This is a genomic window from Microbispora sp. H10670 (assembly GCF_014161385.1).
Taxonomy (GTDB): Bacteria; Actinomycetota; Actinomycetes; order Streptosporangiales; family Streptosporangiaceae; genus Microbispora; species Microbispora triticiradicis.
Genome location: NZ_JABBWW010000013.1, coordinates 50,400 through 69,219, shown reverse-complemented (window position 1 = coordinate 69,219; position 18,820 = coordinate 50,400). Strand labels below are relative to the sequence as shown.

The 18,820-nt window shown below is 71.4% G+C and carries 13 protein-coding genes; 10 read left to right on the top strand and 3 right to left on the bottom strand.

Features of this window, described 5'->3' with window-relative positions; translation table 11 throughout:
- Nucleotides 1-217: 217 nt before the first annotated feature.
- The 3 genes from HHX33_RS19475 to HHX33_RS19465 all read left to right on the top strand — a co-directional run bounded on the left by HHX33_RS19475 (nt 218) and on the right by HHX33_RS19465 (nt 7,496).
- The gene (locus HHX33_RS19475) at nt 218-880 is read left to right on the top strand and encodes a Uma2 family endonuclease (RefSeq protein ID WP_182875851.1); all 663 of its coding nucleotides are present in this window, start codon (nt 218-220) and stop codon (nt 878-880) included.
- Nucleotides 881-1,008: 128 nt separating this feature from the next.
- Nucleotides 1,009-4,227 carry an ATP-dependent helicase gene (locus HHX33_RS19470; protein ID WP_182875850.1) on the top strand — a complete coding sequence of 1,073 codons (3,219 nt, stop codon included), beginning with the start codon at nt 1,009-1,011 and terminating at the stop codon, nt 4,225-4,227.
- The gene (locus HHX33_RS19465; protein WP_182875849.1) at nt 4,221-7,496 is read left to right on the top strand and encodes an ATP-dependent helicase; all 3,276 of its coding nucleotides are present in this window, start codon (nt 4,221-4,223) and stop codon (nt 7,494-7,496) included. The genes HHX33_RS19470 and HHX33_RS19465 overlap by 7 nt, the downstream gene beginning before the upstream one ends.
- A gap of 59 nt (nt 7,497-7,555) precedes the next feature.
- Here the strand turns inward: HHX33_RS19465 and HHX33_RS19460 are convergent, their stop codons facing one another.
- Nucleotides 7,556-8,188, bottom strand: coding sequence for a TetR/AcrR family transcriptional regulator (locus HHX33_RS19460; protein WP_182875848.1), 633 nt, complete (start codon nt 8,186-8,188; stop codon nt 7,556-7,558).
- A gap of 45 nt (nt 8,189-8,233) precedes the next feature.
- Between HHX33_RS19460 and HHX33_RS19455 the strand changes: the two genes are divergently transcribed.
- Together HHX33_RS19455 and HHX33_RS19450 are read left to right on the top strand one after the other, a co-directional pair.
- Complete coding sequence (locus HHX33_RS19455) at nt 8,234-9,085, top strand: ABC transporter ATP-binding protein (protein ID WP_182875847.1); 852 nt, start codon at nt 8,234-8,236, stop codon at nt 9,083-9,085.
- Nucleotides 9,072-9,833 (top strand): ABC transporter permease, encoded by a 762-nt coding sequence (locus HHX33_RS19450; RefSeq protein ID WP_182875846.1) that lies wholly within the window; start codon nt 9,072-9,074, stop codon nt 9,831-9,833. The genes HHX33_RS19455 and HHX33_RS19450 overlap by 14 nt, the downstream gene beginning before the upstream one ends.
- 34 nt (nt 9,834-9,867) lie before the next feature.
- Here HHX33_RS19450 and HHX33_RS19445 read toward each other — a convergent pair whose 3' ends face one another.
- Entirely contained in the window at nt 9,868-10,560 is a 693-nt protein-coding gene (locus HHX33_RS19445) for a Uma2 family endonuclease (protein ID WP_182875845.1), read from the bottom strand.
- A gap of 107 nt (nt 10,561-10,667) precedes the next feature.
- Here HHX33_RS19445 and HHX33_RS19440 point away from each other — a divergent pair, with 107 nt between their 5' ends.
- A complete protein-coding gene (locus HHX33_RS19440; protein ID WP_182875844.1) occupies nt 10,668-10,868 on the top strand; it encodes a hypothetical protein in 201 nt (66 codons plus the stop codon).
- Between the two features lie 49 nt (nt 10,869-10,917).
- Here the strand turns inward: HHX33_RS19440 and HHX33_RS19435 are convergent, their stop codons facing one another.
- Nucleotides 10,918-11,346 carry a hypothetical protein gene (locus tag HHX33_RS19435; RefSeq protein WP_182875843.1) on the bottom strand — a complete coding sequence of 143 codons (429 nt, stop codon included), beginning with the start codon at nt 11,344-11,346 and terminating at the stop codon, nt 10,918-10,920.
- A gap of 1,126 nt (nt 11,347-12,472) precedes the next feature.
- Between HHX33_RS19435 and HHX33_RS19430 the strand changes: the two genes are divergently transcribed.
- The 4 genes from HHX33_RS19430 (at nt 12,473) to HHX33_RS19415 (ending at nt 18,805) form a co-directional block, all read left to right on the top strand.
- A complete protein-coding gene (locus HHX33_RS19430; protein ID WP_220501979.1) occupies nt 12,473-14,632 on the top strand; it encodes a hypothetical protein in 2,160 nt (719 codons plus the stop codon).
- 147 nt (nt 14,633-14,779) lie between these two features.
- A complete protein-coding gene (locus HHX33_RS19425) occupies nt 14,780-16,165 on the top strand; it encodes a multicopper oxidase domain-containing protein (RefSeq protein WP_182875841.1) in 1,386 nt (461 codons plus the stop codon).
- A 97-nt stretch (nt 16,166-16,262) separates the two neighbouring features.
- On the top strand, nt 16,263-17,033 hold the full coding sequence (locus HHX33_RS19420) for a YcnI family protein (protein ID WP_182875840.1): 771 nt from the start codon (nt 16,263-16,265) through the stop codon (nt 17,031-17,033).
- On the top strand, nt 17,030-18,805 hold the full coding sequence (locus HHX33_RS19415; RefSeq protein WP_182875839.1) for a copper resistance protein CopC: 1,776 nt from the start codon (nt 17,030-17,032) through the stop codon (nt 18,803-18,805). The genes HHX33_RS19420 and HHX33_RS19415 overlap by 4 nt, the downstream gene beginning before the upstream one ends.
- Nucleotides 18,806-18,820: the final 15 nt, after the last annotated feature.

Here is an 18,820-nt window from a genome sequence, read left to right as displayed (position 1 = left end):
GACCACCCCACTCCGCTGGCCGATCCCGCCGTAGTACGCGTCGGCCGACCTCATGCGCCCGATGCTTTTTCTCACATCGGGTGGTGCTTTCTTCTACTACGGCCGCACAGGCGTCTTTCCATCGGTCGTCGCGTCGTCAATCTCTGTTACGTTCGGTGTCTATCGGATCGCCGTGAGTACCATCGGAGCGTAGGGAGCCGGAGAGGATGGCGATCGTATGGCGCTTACTAAGCCGACGAGGCGGGGCAGGCGATGGCATGTCCCGAGATCGGAAGTCTCGGCGTCGGCCGAGCCTCAACCGGAGCCGATCGACGGCCAGGACGACATCCAGCGGTTGTGCCAGGAGCTCAACGACGCCGGCTATCGGGCCGAGATCACCTATGGCCGGGTCGTCGTGAGCCCTATGGTCAGTCGGGAGCAGTCGAACATCACCTTCAGGCTGATGAACCAGCTTTTCGACTCGGTTCGTGAGAATCGGTGGGTCATCCACTCGAACTGGGGAGTCCACATCCCGCCGTTCCCCGATATGCGGCTTCCCGACCTTATGATCGCGCCACAGGACGCCGAGCAGTACGACGACATGCACATTTTCGGCGACGGCGCGTTGCTGGTGGTCGAGGTGTGTTCCAAGGGGACCCGGTCGATCGACTGGGACGAGAAACCGCTGGAGTACGCCCGGGCGGGCGTGCCGCTCCTCCTGATCGTCGATCCGGTGACCGACCCCGCGACCGTCACGCTGATGCAGGAACCGCGCAAGGATCTCGCGCCGGACGACCTCCGCGAGCCGTACCAGCGGATCAGTGTGGTCAACGCCGGAGAGGCACTCCGGCTGCCGGCGCCGTTCGACATCGACCTGGACACCGGGGCGCTGTTCGCCTGACCGGAAGCGGCCGGAGAGGGTGAGCTGGGGCGATGAGCATGGGATTCGGGGCGTCGGGCGAGACCGGATAGCGCTGTACTGGGCATTCGGGCACGATCTGCCGCAGGGATCTGGTGGAATGCTGTGTTGTGAGTGGTCAGAACTACCGGCTGGTGCGGCGTGGAGGCGTGGGACGGCGCGCGGCTCCCGTGCTGGACGAGCACCAGAGGGCCGTCGTCGAGCACGAGAGCGGGCCGCTGCTCGTGCTCGCCGGGCCGGGCACCGGAAAGACCACAACGATAGTGGAGACCGTCGTCGACCGGGTCGAACGGCGGGGTGTGGATCCCGAACGGGTGCTGGTGCTGACGTTCAGCCGCAAGGCCGCCGGGGAGCTGCGTGAGCGGATCACCGCGCGGATGCGCCGGACCACCAGGACCCCGCTGGCCCTCACCTTCCACAGCTACGCGTACGCGCTGCTGCGGCGGGAGGCGGTGCTGGCCGGTGAGCCGCCGCCGCGCCTGCTCACCGGTCCCGAGCAGTTGCTGGAGGTCCGGCGGCTGCTGCACGGCGAGCTGGAGGACGGCGCCCGGCACTGGCCGGCGGACATGCGGGAGCTGCTCAAGACCCGGGGGTTCGCCGAGGAGCTGCGCGACTTCCTGTCCCGGGCGGCCGAGCGCGGCCTGTACGGCGACGCGCTGGTGCGGCTGGGCCGCGAGCACGGCAGGCCCGACTGGGAGGCCGCCGGGCTGTTCTCCTTCCGCTACCAGGACCGGTTCGACCTCGATCCCGTGCCGGCGCTGGACTACTCGGAGCTGATCCGGGAGGCGGCCGGCCTGCTGACCGACGGGGAGGTGCGGCGGCGCGAACGGGCGGCCTACGACGTGGTGCTCGTGGACGAGTACCAGGACACCGACCCGGCGCAGGAGTTCCTGCTCAGGCAGCTCGCCGGGGACGGCCGCGACCTCATCGCCGTGGGCGACCCCGACCAGTCCATCTACGGCTTCCGTGGCGCCGACGTGCAGGGCATCCTGCGGTTCCCCGAGCGGTTCCCGGCCCGGGACGGCCGCGACGCGCCGGTGGTCGCGCTGCGCGTGTGCCGCCGCAGCGGCCCGGCCCTGCTGGAGGCCTCCCGCCGCGTGGCCTCCCGCCTGCCCGCCGTACCGGGTCATGACAACAGGGCCGGCGGCCACCGTGACCTGATCCCCGTCGGGGACGCGGACCCGGGTGAGGTCAGGGTCCTGCTGGCCGACAGCGTCAGCCAGGAGGCCGCGGTGGTGGCCGACACGCTCCGCCGGGCCCACCTGCTCGACGGGGTGCCCTGGTCGCGCATGGCGGTGCTGGTGCGCAGCGCCATGCGGCAGGTGCCGCTGCTGCGGCGGGCGCTGGTGTCGGCGGGGGTCCCGGTCGTGGTCGCGGGCGACGAGCTGCCGCTCGTGCAGGAGCCCGGCGTACGGCCGCTGATCACGCTGCTGCGGGTCGCGGTCTCGCCGTCCGCGCTCGACGTGGCGACCGCCGAGGAGCTGCTGACCGGCCCGCTCGGCGGCACCGACATGATCGGCGTACGCCGCCTGCGCCGGGCCCTGCGGATCGCCGAGCACGAGGCGGTCGCCGCGGAGGCCGCCAAGGAGGAGGCGGGCCAGCCGGCGCTGCCCTTCACCTCGCGTTCGTCGGACGAGCTGCTGGTCGCGGCGCTGCGCGACGCCCGGGAGCTGACCGGGGTCGAGCCACACGTCGCGGCCCCCGCGGAACGCCTCGCACGGCTTCTCACGACCGCCCGGGACGCCGTACGACACGGCCGGGGCGCTGAGGAGGCCCTGTGGGAGATCTGGCAGGCCAGCGGGCTCGCGGAGCGCTGGAGTGAGGCCAGCCTCGCGGGCGGGGCGCGGGGCGCCCAGGCCGACCGGGACCTCGACGCCGTCGTCGCCCTGTTCGACCACGTGGCCCGCTTCGCCGACCGGCTGCCCAAGGCCGGGGTCGCGGTCTTCCTCGACGACCTGACGTCCCAGGAGATCGCCGGTGACTCGCTGGCCGAGTCGGCCCCCGAGGGCGACGCCGTACGGATCCTGACCGCGCACCGGTCCAAGGGCCTGGAGTGGGACGTGGTGGTGGTCGCGGGCGTGCAGGAGGGCCTGTGGCCCGACCTGCGGCTGCGCGGCTCGCTCCTCGGCACGGAGGCGCTGGTGGAGTTCGCGGGCGGGTCGGCGCTCGACACCACCCAGGCCGCGGCGGCGGCGCTGGCGTCGAAGCTGCTCGCCGAGGAACGGCGGCTGTTCTACGTGGCGGCGACCCGGGCCCGCCGGAGGCTCGTCGTCACCGCAGTCGGCGGCGAGGACACCGACGAGCGGCCCTCGCGTTTCCTCACCGAACTGCTGCCCCACGGCGTGGAGGCGGCCACCGTGGACGACCGGGCGCGGTGGCTCAGCATGTCCGCGCTGGTCGCGGACCTGCGCGCGGCGGTGTGCGACACGACCAAGCCGGAGGCGGTGCGCCGGGAGGCCGCCGCGCACCTCGCCCGGCTGGCCCAGGCCGGGGTGCCGGGGGCCAACCCCGGCGAGTGGTACGCCCTGACCCCGATCTCCGACGACCGGCCGCTCGGCTGGCCGGACGACATCGTGCAGATCTCGCCGTCGTCGGTGGAGAACTTCACCAAGTGCGGGCTGCGCTGGATGCTGGAGACGGCGGTCGGGGCGGGGTCGAGCAACGTCACCCAGAGCCTCGGCACGGTCGTCCACGCGATCGCCGCGATGGCCACCGAGGACGGGACCGACTACGTCAAGCGGCTCGACGACATCTGGGACCAGTTCGACTTCGGCGGGCTGTGGTTCAACCGCAAGCAGCGCCGCGTCGCCGAGCAGATGGTCGACCGCTTCGTCCGGTGGCAGAAGGACAAGCAGCGTGACCTGGTCGCGGTCGAGGAGGCCTTCACCGTACGGGTGCCGGGTCACGACATCCAGATCACCGGCCGGGTGGACCGGGTGGAGCGGGACGGCGCCGGCCGGGCCGTGATCATCGACATCAAGACCGGCAGCGGCAGGCCCAAGGACACCGAGATCGACCGGCATCCGCAGCTCGGGGTCTACCAGCTCGCCACGACGCTCGGGGCGTTCGAGCGGCACGGCCTCACCCAGCCGGGCGGCGCGTCGCTGCTGCACCTGGGCAAGGCGGCGGGCCAGGGCGCGGACGCGCGGGAGCAGGCGCAGCGGGCGCTCGCCGACGACCACGCTCCCGGGTGGGCGGACGACCTGGTCAAGACGGTGGCGACCGGCATGTCCGCCAACGTGTTCGTCGCCACGGTCAACGACGGCTGCCGCAACTGCGCCGCCAGGATCGCCTGCCCGGTGAACGACAACGGGGGACAGGTGTGCTGACGCCGGGTGAGCTGGCCGGCCGGCTCGGGATCCTCCCGCCCACGCCCGAGCAGGCCGCCGTCATCGAGGCGCCGCTGGAGCCGATGGTGGTCGTGGCGGGTGCGGGCTCGGGCAAGAGCGAGACGATGGCGGGGCGGGTGGTCTGGCTCGTCGCCAACGGCTACGCGCGCCCCGAGCAGATCCTCGGCCTCACCTTCACCCGCAAGGCCGCCGCCGAACTTGCCGAGCGGGTGCGCCGGCGGCTGGCCGGGCTCGCGGAGGCCGGGCTGGTCGAGCCGGAGATGCTCGACTCCGAGCCGACGGTCTCCACCTACCACGCGTACGCCGCGCGGCTGGTGACCGACCACGCGCTGCGTGAGGGGCTGGAGCCCACGATGCGGCTCGTCACGCCCGCCGTGGCGTGGCAGATGGCGGCGCGGGTGGTCGGCCAGTACGACGGGCCGATGGACCGGGTGGACCTGTCCCCGCCCAGCGTCACCGCCGCCGTCCTCGACCTGGCCGGGGAGCTGGCCGAGCACCTGCGCGAGCCGGGGGAGGTGCGCGAGGTCGGCGACTGGCTGCGCGAGCGCCTCGCCTCGCTCACCGGGCGGATCATCAAGGACCAGCGCAAACCGGTCGACACCCAGGCCGTGCGCGAGCAGTTGCTGCCGATGGTCGAGGCGTACGGCCGGCTCAAGCGCGGCCGGGAGGTCATCGACTACGGCGACCAGATGGCGCTGGCGGCCCGGATCGCCTCCCGGCATCCGGAGGTCGGCGCGTCCGAGCGGTCGCGGTTCTCGGTCGTGCTGCTCGACGAGTACCAGGACACCAGCCACGCCCAGCTCGTGCTGCTGCGGTCCCTGTACGCCGGGGGGCACCCGGTCACCTCGGTCGGCGACCCCTGCCAGTCGATCTACGGCTGGCGCGGCGCGTCGGCAGGCAACCTCTCCCGCTTCCCGCAGGACTTCCCGGCGGCGTCCGGCGAACCGGCGCAGGTGCGGCGCCTCTCGGTCAGCTTCCGCAACGGCGAACACGTGCTGGATGTCGCGGCCCGGATCCAGGCGCCCCTGCGGCGGGAGGCCCGGGAGGTACCGGTGCTGGTGCCGGGCGGCAACCGGAGCGGGCGCGGGCGGGTGGTGTGCGCCTTCCACGAGACGGCCGAGGACGAGGCGGAGTGGATCGCCGGGGGCCTGGCCGCGATGCTGCACGGCGAGGGCGCCCCGGACGGCCTGCCCTGGGGTGAGGGCGAGCGGGCCAGACGCGGACCGGCCCTGCAGCCGCAGGACGTCGCGATCCTCGCCCGCAAGAGGTCGCAGTTCCCGGCGCTGCGCCGGGCCCTGGAGGCGCGGGGCATCCCGGTCGAGGTCGTCGGCCTCGGCGGGCTGCTGACCGTGCCCGAGGTGGCCGACATCGTGGCGACGCTGCGGACGCTGTACGACCCGACCGCCGGGGACGCGCTGGTCCGGCTGCTCGCCGGGCCGCGCCGGCGGATCGGCCCGGCCGACCTCAAGGTGCTCGGCGACCTGGCCCGCGAGCTCAACCGCGAGATCAGGGCGGCCAGGGGAGGGCCGCGGCCGGAGGACCCGCTCGACCAGGTCGTCGCCGACCTCGCCGAGGAGCGCGGCAGCCTGGTCGACGCGCTCGACGAGCTGCCCGACCGGCCCGACTGGCTGGCGCGGTTCTCCCCGCTCGCCCAGGAGCGGCTGCCCGCCGCCGCCCGCGAGCTGCGTCAGCTGCGCGCCCACGCGGGGCAGCCGCTGCCCGACCTCATCAGCGAGATCGAACGCCGCCTCGGGCTCGACGTCGAGGTGGCCGCCCGGGGCCGCGGCGGCGGCCCGCTGGCCGCCCGCGCCGACCTGGACGCCTTCCTCGACGCGGCGTCCCGGTTCGCCGGCGACTCGGAGGACCCGACGCTCGGCGCGTTCCTGGCGTACCTGAAGGCGGCCGAGAGCGAGGAGTTCGGCCTGGAGGCCGGGCGGGTCGGCGACAGCAACACCGTCAAGCTGATGACCGTCCACGCGTCCAAGGGCCTGGAGTGGCCGGTCGTGGTGGTGCCGGGGCTGTCGCAGCTCACCTCGCAGAAGGGCGGGCTGATCAAGGGCAGCGTCTTTCCGGCGACCCCGGTCACCAACTCCCGCTGGACGGAGAACCCCCGCAAGCTGCCGTACCCGCTGCGGGGGGACAGTTCCGACCTGCCCGAGCTGGCCGGGCTGGACCGGGAGGCGCTCGGCGCGTTCGACGAGCGCTGCCGCGACCGCGACCTGATGGAGGAGCGGCGGCTGGCGTACGTCGCCGTCACCCGGGCCCACTATCTGCTCATCGCCTCCGGCTACCGCTGGGGGAGCTCGTCCCGGCCGCTGGAGCCGTCGGACTTCCTGCGGGAGATCCGCGAGGCGGGTGCGGGGGTCGCTCACTGGGCGGAGGACGAGGACGCGCGGAGCCTGGAGAACCCTCTGCTGGCCGAGCCGTCGGCGGCCAAGTGGCCGTCCGTCACCGTCCACGACGCCATCCGCGACGGCGCCCGCCTCGTGGAGGAGGCGATGACCGGCGCCACGCCCGCGACGGCCTCGGCTGGTGACGGTCCCGCTCTGCTGCGGGACCGGGACCTGGAACGGATGCGGGCCTGGGCCCGCGACACCGACCTGCTGCTGCGCGAGCGCGAGACGAACCGCCAGAGAGCCGGCGCGGTGGTGGAGCTGCCGTCGCGGCTGTCGGTGTCGTCACTGGTGACACTGGCCCAGGACCCGGCGGCGTTCGCCCGGCAGGTGCGGCGGCCGGTGCCGCGCAGGCCCGCCCCGCTGGCCCGGAGGGGCACCACCTTCCACCGGTGGCTGGAGTCGCGCTGGGGTCAGCAACGGCTGATCGACGACCTGGAGCTGCCGGGCGCCGCCGACGAGCTGTCGGAGACCGACGTGCAGCTCGCCGAGCTGCAGGAGCGGTTCGAGGAGAGCGAGTGGGCCGTGCGGGAGCCGGTCGACCTGGAGGTCCCGTTCGAGACGATGATCGGAGACCGGCTGGTGCGCGGGCGGATGGACGCGGTCTTCCGCGAGCGCGACGGCTACGTGGTGGTCGACTGGAAGACCGGCGAACGGCCGCACGGCCGGGCCGCCGACACGGCGTCGGTGCAGCTCGCGGCGTACCGGGTGGCCTGGGCCGCCCTGGCCGAGGTGCCCCTGGAGCAGGTCGGGGCGGCCTTCCACTACGTCCGCTCGAACGAGACCATCCGTCCCGTGGACCTCCTCGACGCGGACGGCCTCACCATCCTCATCCAGCGCGTTCCCGAGGAGTGACCAAGGGAGCCGCCGGCCGTCGTCGGATTCAGGAGGCTTTCCCGCCGCAGGGGCTGCGGTCAGTCGCGCCCGCCCGCGACCGCCTTGATCAGACGCAGCAGGTCGTCCAGGTCGGCCTCGAACTCCGTGTCGAGGTCCCAGGGCAGGTCAAGCCACGGCGCGAGCCTGCCGTGGCCGGGAAGCTCGCCCTCCGGCAGCCGGCCGCGCCGGCCGCGCGGATCGACGGAGCCGGTGCCGAAGCGGCCGGAGGCCTCGGAGGCGGCGAAACCGATCACGAAGGTGGAGATCAGGCGCTCCAGCCGGGGCACCTCGCGGTCCGGAACACCGGCCTCGACGAGCGCGGTGTAGATGAGGTCCACCACCCGCACGGCGTCCGGTGTGACGGCCGGCCGGGAGAACAGCAGTTGCGCCGCCCAGGGATGTCGCCGGGCCATCCCGCGGACGGCGTACCCGAGGGCGGCGAGTCGTTCGTGCCACGCCCGGCCCTTCCCCGCGTCCGGTGGCAGGAGCCCGGCGAGAAGCCGGCCGACCATGCCGTCCAGGAGTTCGGCCTTGTCGCTGACGTGCCGATACAGCGCCATCGGCGTCACTCCGACCCGCTCGGCCAGCGCGCGCATCGAGACCTTGCCGATGCCGTGCTCGTCGGCGATCGCCAGCGCCGCGTCCAGGATCTCTTCTCTCCGGCCACTCACACGTATACAGTGTAGACGTATACACCGTAGACCAGAGGGGGCGGGATGCTCGTCGCGGAGGGGTTGGTGAAGCGCTACGGCCGGCGCAGCGCGCTCGACGGCTTCGACCTCGCGGTCGCGTCCGGCGAGATCGTCGGCCTGATCGGGCACAACGGAGCGGGCAAGACGACCTTTGTCGAAGTCGTCACCGGCCTCGTACGCCCCGATGCGGGCCGTGTACGCATAGCGGGTGGCTCCGGTCGTGCCGTACGTCGGCTGCTCGGCGTCGCCCCGCAGGAGTTCGCGCTCTACAGCGGCGTCAGCGTGCGCGAGAACCTGCGGCTGTTCGCCGGACTGGCCGGGCTGCGCGGGCGGCGCCGGGACACGGAGATCACTCGCGTCCTGGACGAGCTTCACCTCGCCCCGATCGCGGATCGGCCCGTCGGCGTCCTGTCCGGCGGCCAGCGCCGCCGCGTCCAGGCGGCCACCGCCATGGTGGGCTCGCCACCGCTGCTGCTGCTGGACGAGCCGACCGCGGGCGCCGACCCGGAGACCCGCTCGGCCCTGCTGGCAGCGGTCAGGGCCCGCGCGGAGGCGGGGGCCGCGGTCCTCTACACCACGCACTACCTGCCGGAACTCGTGGATCTCGACGCGACCGTGGCGCTCGCCCGAGCCGGTCGGGTCGTCGCGCGCGGCACCCAGCGGGAGCTGACCCGAGGGCTGCCGGGCGAGCTCAGGGTGACCTTCGCCGATCCCGCCGATCCCGAACTGCGTCTGCCGACCACCGATCCCGGCGCCGACCTCGCCGCGTTGCTCGCCTCGGGCCGCACGCCCACGTCCGTCGACGTACGCCGCCCCAGCCTGGACGACCTCTACCGCGCGCTGGAAGCCGGGAAGGCTCGTGATGTCGCCGCGTGAGTCCGTTTTCCGTACGGGTGTCCTGGTCCGTCACAACCTGCTGCTGATGCTCCGAGAGCCCGGCCCGCTGCTGAGCAGGATGATCCTGCCGCTCGCCTTCCTCACCCTGCTGCGCCCGCTCTACGTCGCCGCACAGGGGCGGGCCGCGGGCACGGAACAGGCCGTCGTCGGCACCCTGGTCACCTTCTCGCTGCTCGCCCTCAGCATCTCCGGCAACTCGATTCTCACCGAACGGCTCGGCCGGACCTGGGACCGCATGCGCGGAACGGCCCTCCACCCGGCGGAGATGCTCGTCGGCAAGGCCGTGCCCGTCTTCGCCGCTCTACTCGTCCAGCAACTGCTCATCGTCGGATTCGGCGTGTGCGTCCTGGACATGAGCGTTCCCCATCCGCTCCCGCTGCTGGGCGTCCTGCTCTGCTGGAGTTGCACCCTGCTCGGCATCGGCGCGCTGCTCGGCGTGCTCGTACGGAGCATGGGCGAACTGTCGGCGGCCTACGACATCGGCGGCATGCTGCTCAGCAGCCTGGGCGGCGCGCTCGTCCCGCTCGGCGCCATGCCGGGGTGGATCGCCGCCGCGGCACCGGTCTCTCCCGGGTACTGGGCCGTCCAGGGCCTGCGCGCCGCCGTCACCGGGGACACGCACACCGTGGTGACGGCCTGCGGCGTGCTGCTCGTGGTGGCGTCGGCCTCCGGCGCCCTGGCCGCTGTCCGTCTCCAGGGGCGCGGCGGACGCCTGGTCGCGCTGTGATCCGTCCGCCTCCAACGGTCTCCGGGCAGAGTTCCTAGTCGAACAGCACGCTCGTCTCGATCTTGATCCCGAACGGTTCCGGCAGTTCCAGGACCTCGCCCTCCTCCGCCGTGACGATCTGCCGGTACGCCTGCCGGTGGTAGTCGAGGGGCTTCAGATCGGAGAGAGGATCGCTCATAAGCGTCACTCTGCGCGGAGACGTCACGGGGTCCACGATCAGATAGAGCGGTACGCCCGCTCGCGCGTAGTCGAGCGGCTTCTCCTGCCAGTCGGCCACTTGGGTGCCAGGCGAGCAGGCCTCCACGACCAGCAGGACGCTGTGCCCGTGTACGCGCATCGGATCGAGGCTCTCGACTTTGGGTGGTACGACGATCATGTCGGGCAGTCGATGGTCGAGTAGCGGTGGAATGTGCACCCCCCAGTGGTAGTGAAAGCGCCAGCGGTTAGCCAGCTTCAAGGGGTACAGAAGTTCGGTGAGCCGGTCGAGAACGTCGCCGTGCTGCATGGTTGCCGGAGGTGTCACGACGACCTGCCCGAGACGAATCTCCGCCCGGTAACCGGCGTCGTTGAGTTGCATGAACAGTTGCAGCACCTCGTCTGGGAGCTCTTGGGGCTCTTCGGGCTTCCCGGCCTCCTGGGGCTCGTGCTCGCCGGGGACGGGACCGTCCTGCTTGTGCGGGACGGAGTGGTCGTGCCTGCCGCGACGGCTCGGCTTCGTGAGGGCCATGTCGCCATCCTCTCCTACTCCTCCATGTCGATGGTACGGAACGCTCTTGTGTCGACACGGAAGGTAATCGATACGTGATGGCGTGCGTGCCTCAGGAGGCGGGCGAAGTGGAGGAAGCTCACGACACGGCGGTCGCGGACGCGCAGTGCCGGGCCGAGACCGGCTACTCCGACGTACGCCGCACGGTCTACGTCGAGGCCCAGCAGCGGGTCATCGGCCGCGATCGTGCCTGGCTCGACGTCATCAGGTCGCTCAACGAGGCCCGCTTCGCCGACTCCGCGAAGGTTCTCGGCCCTCAGCGCAGGTAGTGGCGCTCCCACGGGCCCAGGCATCCGCTCCCGTCGGCCGTCCGGAGCATCAGGCGTAAGTGGCGCTCGAGCCGGCGTAGACGGAGTTTCCGGCGAAGGTCACGGTTCCTCCGATTCCGCGGCACGGCGGATTACGGTCGAATCTTGGTCTGGTGTACACAGTTCCCGAGAAGTTGCCGGTGGAGTTCGTCACCACGTTCTGGTGGATACCGATTGGGACACCAGTCAGTACGACTGTGACATTCGGCACCGGGAGACTGACATCGGTCCTGACCAGGCGGCCGAAGACGGTGTCCGCACAAACCTGGCTGCCCAGCCAGTTCACCAAAGGACCACCGTCGACCTTGCTGAGGCCGACGAACCGCGTCGGGATCAGGGCACTGGCACCGGCATTGGCCGGCGTGGCGGTGAGAAGCCCGCTGAGCAGCACGCTGCCCGCAACGACGTAAGTGAACGCAGGGAAGCGACGACCACGCATGGGGCACTCCAGATAATGGCGACGGCTGCAGCGTTCTCAGTATGGGATGAGGTGATCAACCGGAACAGGCACATTCTTGAGGCCGCGAGGACAGGAAACGGGCAGCACGGCGGGGCCGACACCGGGAGCTCCGGAAAGACGGAGCGCGTGCCGCAGTGATTGGCTGATGTGGTGGCCGGTCGCCCTGCTGTCACCGTCAGCGCAGGTAGTGGAACTCGGGCTTCGGGTGCATGAGGAAGTCGTGATGGGAGATAGTACGCCGCCCAGTCGAACCGCTCCTCGGGACGGGTGTAGGAGACGGCCATCCCGCCGCCGAGGTTGAACTCCCGCAGGCCCAGGCTTCTGCCGTACGCGAGCACGGCCTCCGGGTCCATGCCGAACGGCGTGGCGCCGCCGCCCATCGCGAGGGCCGAGCCGGTGACGGGCACGTCGAGGTTGACCCGCAGCAGCACGTCCGCCGGTCCGCGCAGGCGCCGCAGTTCGGCCGGGCTCTCGACGTGCCACCGGTGCGCCGACGGGCGCTCACCGGCCCATCGCCTCTTTCACCCACAAGACCACTGAACGCTTGAGAACATCACGCTCGTTTTTCCAGCTCAGCGCGGTCCTTCTCCCACGCGGCCTTTGGCGTCTCATGAGTCGTGAAGGGTGCCGGTCTGTGTCACGCCGTGCGTCCCGTCGCCGGCGACGGAGTAATCGGTGGACCCTGGCCGTCGGGTCATCTGACGCCGATTGTTTCGGGGTTGTTGCGTCTGTTGTATTTGTCCATCAGCCGCCTGAGCGGCGCAAATCTCGCCCTGGTCGGTTCGGCCTGAGCTTGGCACTGAACCAACCCCATTCACGGACCCCGCCGCGCCACGTTGAGGCGTTCGTAACCGTGTTGCGCGTGAGCGCCCGTTCACAGCGAGTTAACTGCGCCTAGCTGCAGCGTGAAACATCCGGCTGGCGTCATCAATTCACCCCACCTCAGGAGGAGTGCATGCATTCTCCCCCACGCGGCATTCTCGCCGCCCGACGCCGGGCCAATCGACGACGACTGGCTTGGCTACTGACCCCCATCCTTGCTCTCGTAACAATTGGGGTCAGTCCTTCCTCATCCCAGGCGCTTCCGATCGGTGTAGGAACGCCGGTGCAATTCACGCTAACCGACAACCAGGGTGCGTGGTTCGACACCGGTGCGACGCTGTTCGGCACGCGGTCGCTCGGCGTCGCCGTGACGCCGCGGACCAAGCTCGCGTCGCTGCCGCTGAACACCGACACGCTGCTCAACGGCGATCTCGGCGGCGGCCTGCTCAACCTGCCGCTGCTCAACGGCGACGCACCGCTGATCGGCCAGCTCGGTGTGAACGTCAACAGCCTGCTCAACCTCGACCAGCTCAACTCGGCGGTCGACGCGGCGGGCGGCGCGCTCGGATTCCTGAACCCGACGATCCAGCGTGCCAAGACGCAGATCAACCAGCTCAGCCAGCAGCTGTCGACGGTGCCGGACAGCAGCGCCACCCCGCTCGGCAGCCTGCCCGTGGGACTCGACCTGATGCGCACGCTCAAGGAGGTCGCCGCGCTGGCGCCCTCGGACCTGAGCCTCGCGCCGAAGGCGAAGTTCGCGGTGGCGGCACCGGCGGCCGCCTCGGCCCACTCGGTGACCAGCCTGATCTGGCCGGTCGGCGCGCAGCCGATCGACCAGAACAGTGCGTTCATCGGCAACGTCGAGGCCAACCTGACCGAACCGGGCCTGTACGCGTGGGCCTGCAAGATCCACCCGTACATGCTCGGCGCTGTGGTCGTGGACGACCCGCTCACGCCCGGCCTGGACTTCGGCAAGAAGCTCAACGTCAACGTCAAGGGCGGCATCGTCGTGCCCAGCTCGGCCGACGTGGTGCAGGAGCTCGTGCAGAAGTTCTTCCGGATCACCACGCCCGACAACTGGCAGGTCTTCAGCAACACGCAGACCAAGAACTGGAACCCCTACTACCCGCCCGCGCCGATCCTGGAGTACGACGCGAACGAGCAGCCGGTGATCATCCCGAGCCTCGACGCGTACTACAACAGCAAGTTCAACGAGGGCGTCACGCTGCCCGCGCTCACCCAGCGGCCGAGCACGCCCGGCGTCGGTGAGCTCTGGGTCGACACCCAGATGGAGCAGTACGCCGGCAAGGTCAAGTCCGGCGCGGCGACCAAGGTCGACGTGCAGAACTGGACCGTGGACCGGAAGGTGGCGCTGCCACAGATCAACCTCAACAACCCGCACAATATGTGGTCGGATCGCGCCGGAAAGTACATCTATCAGACGGAATGGTTCTCCGACCGCCTGACCGTGTTCGACCGGACCACGGGCAAGCTCGTGCGAACTATCCAGGTCGGCCCGGACCCATCCCATGTGATGACCCGGACCGACACCGACCAGCTCCACGTCGCCATCAACGCCGGCAACGCGGTGGTCGAACTGAGTCCGGGTGCCACGCAGATCGACAGACGCATCCTGGTGCAGGGTCCCGGCCAGACACCGGCCCACCCGCACGCGCACTGGATGAGCGCCGACGGGCACACCATGGTCACGCCGAACGTCAACCACAACAACTCGACGATCGTCGATGTGCCGTCGGGCTCGATCCAGGAGGTGCAGACCGAGCAGCTGCCCATCGCGACCGGCATGATGCCGGACTCCTCGAAGTACTACGTGGCCAACTTCCTCGGCCAGAGCGTCTCCTGCATCTCGCTGGACGGGCCGGCGTGCCACTCCGACAGCGGCACGAAGGTCGGCTACAAGTCCATCAACCTGTGGGCGAACTACGACATGGTGACCGGGGCGACGACCGGGGGCTTCGGCGGCCTGCCGATCCAGATCCCGGTCAGCCCTGACGGCAACGTGGCGTTCGTGGCGAACACGCTCACGAGCAACATCGCCGTCATCGACACCAAGACCGACAAGGTCATCAAGTACCTGCCGTGCGACTCCGGCTGCCACGGCATCAACTTCGGTGCCAAGCGCGGCGGCGGCTACTACGCCTACGTGTCGAGCAAGTTCGCCAACACCCTCGCCGTGATCGACCCCGACCCCAACGGCGACGGCAGCCCCGCCGACTCCACAATCGTCGGCAAGATGGTTCTCGACTCGGCCGCGGGCACCGCCGTGGACGACGTCGTGACCGGCTACAACGGCATGGGCGGGCAGGGCGTCTTGCCCTATCCGATCGTCTACAACGGCTGGGTGCAGAACGCCACGCCGGAGATGGCGGACCAGCTCACGTGTGCCCAGCTCAACCCCATCAACCAGGGGGTCTGCGAGTAACTGCGGGCCCGTACTGCGGGGGAGGGACCGTAAAGCGGACGGTCCCTCCCCCTGACCAGGGCCCCCGATCGCGCACCACCCACGCCGGTCCATTCGGCCGCCGACACGTGGGCGCGTGCATCCCACAGTAGACGAGGAAGTACACCCATGTCTGATACGACCGCGCCGGAGCCCTTCGCGGCCCTCCGGCGCGCCCTCTCCGACGCCTCGCCACCGGTACGGCGGCTGATGCTGATCGGCGTGATCGCGCTCTCGATCCTGGTCCCCGGCGCGGCACTGTTCGCGCCGAAGGCCGCGGGCGCGACGAACCACACGATCGCGATCAAGAACTTCGCGTTCACGCCGGACGTGCTCACGCTGGCACCCGGCGACACGGTCACGTTCGTCAACCAGGAGACAGACGGTACCGTCCACGCCATCCGCGGCGACTTCACGTCCCCGGACCTGCCGCCCGGGGCGAGCTTCATGGTCACCGTCGCCACCGCCGGCTCGTACAACTACTACTGCAGTTTCCACCCGTACATGACCGGCATCATCAACGCCGGAACGGCACCGCCGTCGCCGTCGCCGTCGCCGTCCCGGTCGCCGAGCGCGAGCCCGTCACCGTCCCGCTCACCGAGCGCGAGCCCGTCGCCGAGCGGCAGCCCGGGCACGAGCCCGAGCCCGAGCGTCACTCCGACGACGCCGCCGCCCGGCTCCGCGCCCTGCGACAACCCGGCCCTCGGCGCCGACCAGGGCGATGGCACCCGGCTGGCCGCCTACAGCCTGGTCGGCACTGTCAAGGTGTTCAAGCTGTGCATGTCGCAGACCGACTGGGAGGTCTCGCCCGGGGTGGTGAAGCAGGCGTACACGTTCAACGGCATAGTGCCCGGCCCCACCATCAAGGTCAACGAGGGCGACCAGGTGCGGGTCATCGTGCAGAACGACCTGCCGGAGCACACGGCGGTGCACTGGCACGGCATGCAACTGCCGAACGCGCAGGACGGCGTGCCGGACATCACCCAGCCGCACATCATGCCCGGCAACACCTACACGTACGAGTGGACCGCCAAGTCCACCGGCACGCACTGGTACCACTCGCACATGGGTGGCGGCCAGGTCGGCCGGGGCCTCTACGGCGCGCTCCTGGTGACCCCGACGCTGGGCGACATCGCCGCCGACAAGCACTACACCATCGAGATCGGCGACGGTTCCAACGGGTTCACCTTCAACGGCAAGTCGTACCCGGCGACCGTGCCGCTGACGGCGGCGGTCAACCAGAAGGTCCACGTCCGGCTGATCGGCACGGGCCCCGAGATGATCCACCCGATGCACCTGCACGGGGTGCCGTTCCAGGTCGTGGCCCAGGACGGCAACAAGCTCGCCTCACCGTACACCGTGGACACGCTCAACGTCGGCGTCGGACAGACGTACGACATCGTGTTCCAGCCCAAAGAGCCCGGGAAGTGGTTGCTGCACTGCCACATCTTCTCCCACTCCGAGGGACCCAACGGCATGATCGGCCTCGTGACGATCATCAATGTAACGCCGTAATCGCCGGCTGAACCCGCCTCCGAACCCGTGCCGGTCAGCCGTGAGCGCACCTGACCGGCACGGGCTCCACATACCGATACGCGCAAGGAGTCCGCGCATGAAGCCCATCCGTGTCGTCGCCGCGACGCTCGTCGCCGGCGTCGCCGTCCTGCTCGCCCCCACCTCGCCGGCGTGGGCCCACGTCACCGTTTCCCCCTCGGTCGCCACCACCGGCGGCTACGGCACGTTCGCGTTCAAGGTGCCCGACGAGCGCGCGGACGCGAAAACGACCCGCGTCGAGGTCGTCTTCCCGGAGAACGCCCAGCTCACCAGCGTCTCCCTGCGTCCCGTCCCGGGCTGGAAGGCCACTGTCGCCACCCGGCAACTGCCGAACGCCGCGTCCGCCGGGCACGACGACGACGAGGAGGCCGCCAACAAGGCCGTCACGGGCATCGTGTGGGAGGGCGGCGCCATCAAGCCCGGCGAGTTCCAGCTCTTCGAGGTGTCCCTCGGTCCGCTGCCCACCACGCCCGGCCAGCTCGTGTTCAAAGCGCTGCAGACCTACAGCGACGGTGAGGTCGTCCGCTGGATCGACATCCCGGAGGCCGGCGCGCCACGGCCCGAACACCCGGCGCCGATGATCGACGTCAAGCCGGCGGACGCGCAGGCCAACGCGCCCGCTGCGCCCGCCGCGCCCGCTGCGCCCGCCGCGGCCGCCGCGGCCACCCCCACCGGCGACGGCGTCGCTCGCCTGCTCGGCTGGGCCGGCCTCGCGCTCGGCGCCCTCGCGCTGCTGACGGCGGCCGCGACCGGGCTGCGCCGGCGCACCCCGGCGCCGGCCTCGGCGCCGCTCGCGGAGGCGGACACCGCGGCGCGGCTCTCGCGATGACCCTCACCAGGACGCGCGGCGCAGGGCTCGCCGTCCTCCTCGCAGGGTTCGCCACCGCCGTGTCCCTCGTGGTGGCGAGCCCTGCCTGGGCGCACGCGGAACTGGTCGACGCCGCGCCGGCCAACGGCCAGATCTACCAGGATTCCCCTCGGACGCTGCTGCTGCAGTTCACCGACCCGGTGACCGTGCCGCCGGACGGCCTGCGGCTGTTCGGCCCGGACGGCGCCCGCATCGGCATCGGCGCACCGGTCCACCGCGTGGGCGACGACACGTCGGTGGAGGCCCCGCTGAACGGGAAACTCGCCGACGGCGTCTACACCGTCTCGTGGCGGGTGGTGTCCTCCGACAGCCACCCGGTGCAGGGCGCCTACACGTTCACCGTCGGTACGCCGGGCAGCCGCCCGGCCGCCGTCACGCCCTCGGGCGATCGTTCCGGCGATGCCGCGACGGCGTACGGCGCCGCCCGGTGGGCCGCGTTCGCAGGGTTCGCCGTGCTGCTCGGCACCGCGTTCTACCTGGCGTGGTGCTGGCCGGCCGGTGCGCGGCGACGGCTGGCCCGGCGGGTGTTGTGGGCCGGCTGGGGCGCCAGCCTCGCCGCCGCGATCGCCTGCGGCCTGTTGTACGGGCCGTACGTGGCCGACGGCGATGTGGCGGGCGCCTTCGACCCGCGGCTGCTGTCCACGACGTGGGCCACCGGCCTGGGCCGTGCCCTCGGGATTCGCGTCGCTCTGCTGCTCGCCGCGGTGCCCGCGCTCGTCTGGCTGCTGAACCGCTACCCGGACGCGCCGGACCGCCGCACACGGTGGACGGCCGCGGCGGCGGTGCTCGCGGCCGCCGCGGCGCTCGCCGTGACCTGGAGCATCGCGAACCACAGCGTGTCGGGCGAGGCCGGCGGGTTCGCCGTGCCGGTCGACGTCGTGCACCTCGTCGCCGGCTCGGTCTGGCTCGGGGGGCTCGTCGCGCTCGCCATGACGCACGTGCCGACCCGCGACGCCGTCACCCTGCGCGTGGCGGTGCCCCGGTTCTCGCACACGGCGCTGGTGTGCGTGGCGCTCATGGTCGCCACCGGCCTGTTCCAGGCATGGCGGCAGGTCGGGTCGCCGCCGACGCTGTTCGCCACCGCGTACGGCCGGGTTCTGCTGGCGAAGGTCGCCCTCGTGGTCGTGCTGGTCGCGTTCGGCGCCGCCGCCCGGGGATGGGTCGCCCGCCACTACGGCGCGGGCGGCAACCGGCGCCGCGGTGGCCCTGACCCGCACCAGCTCTACGCGTTCTACCGGCGGCTGCTGACCGAGACGGCGGTGGGCGCCGTCGTGCTGGGCCTGTCCGCCGCGTTGGTCGCCATGGAGCCGGCCCGCGTGGCGTACGCCGAGCACCGCTCGACGGCGGCGCCCGCGAATACGGCGGTGCCCGCGAATCGAGTGGCGCCGGTGCCGGCCGTGCCCACACCCGTGCCGTTCTCGGCCGGCTCCGGCCCCCACTCGCGCGGTGCGGTGCTGCTCGTGGTATTTCCGCCCAAGGTGGGGCCGGCGCAGCTGCACCTGTCGGTGCTCGACCCGAACGGCGCGCCGCTCAACGTGCCGGAGGTGCATGCCGCCATGACCCTCCCGGACCGGGACCTCGGGCCGATCCCGGTGGAGCTCCAGGGCGCCGGCGGGCACTACATCGGCCAGCTGAACCTGCCGTTCCCGGGTCGCTGGCAGGCCGTTCTCACGGTCCGCACCACGGAGACGGACCAGGCCACGGTTCGCGTCGTGGTCGACGTGAGCGCCTGAGGAACGCGGCCCGCC

Coding starts and splice junctions, on each gene's coding strand:
- HHX33_RS19450 (WP_182875846.1), top strand. CDS start 9,072: ATGTCGCCGCGTGAGTCCGTTTTCCGTACGGGTGTCCTGGTCCGTCAC.
- HHX33_RS19425 (WP_182875841.1), top strand. CDS start 14,780: ATGTCTGATACGACCGCGCCGGAGCCCTTCGCGGCCCTCCGGCGCGCC.
- HHX33_RS19475 (WP_182875851.1), top strand. CDS start 218: ATGGCGCTTACTAAGCCGACGAGGCGGGGCAGGCGATGGCATGTCCCG.
- HHX33_RS19445 (WP_182875845.1), bottom strand. CDS start 10,560: ATGGCCCTCACGAAGCCGAGCCGTCGCGGCAGGCACGACCACTCCGTC.
- HHX33_RS19415 (WP_182875839.1), top strand. CDS start 17,030: ATGACCCTCACCAGGACGCGCGGCGCAGGGCTCGCCGTCCTCCTCGCA.
- HHX33_RS19455 (WP_182875847.1), top strand. CDS start 8,234: ATGCTCGTCGCGGAGGGGTTGGTGAAGCGCTACGGCCGGCGCAGCGCG.
- HHX33_RS19435 (WP_182875843.1), bottom strand. CDS start 11,346: ATGCGTGGTCGTCGCTTCCCTGCGTTCACTTACGTCGTTGCGGGCAGC.
- HHX33_RS19420 (WP_182875840.1), top strand. CDS start 16,263: ATGAAGCCCATCCGTGTCGTCGCCGCGACGCTCGTCGCCGGCGTCGCC.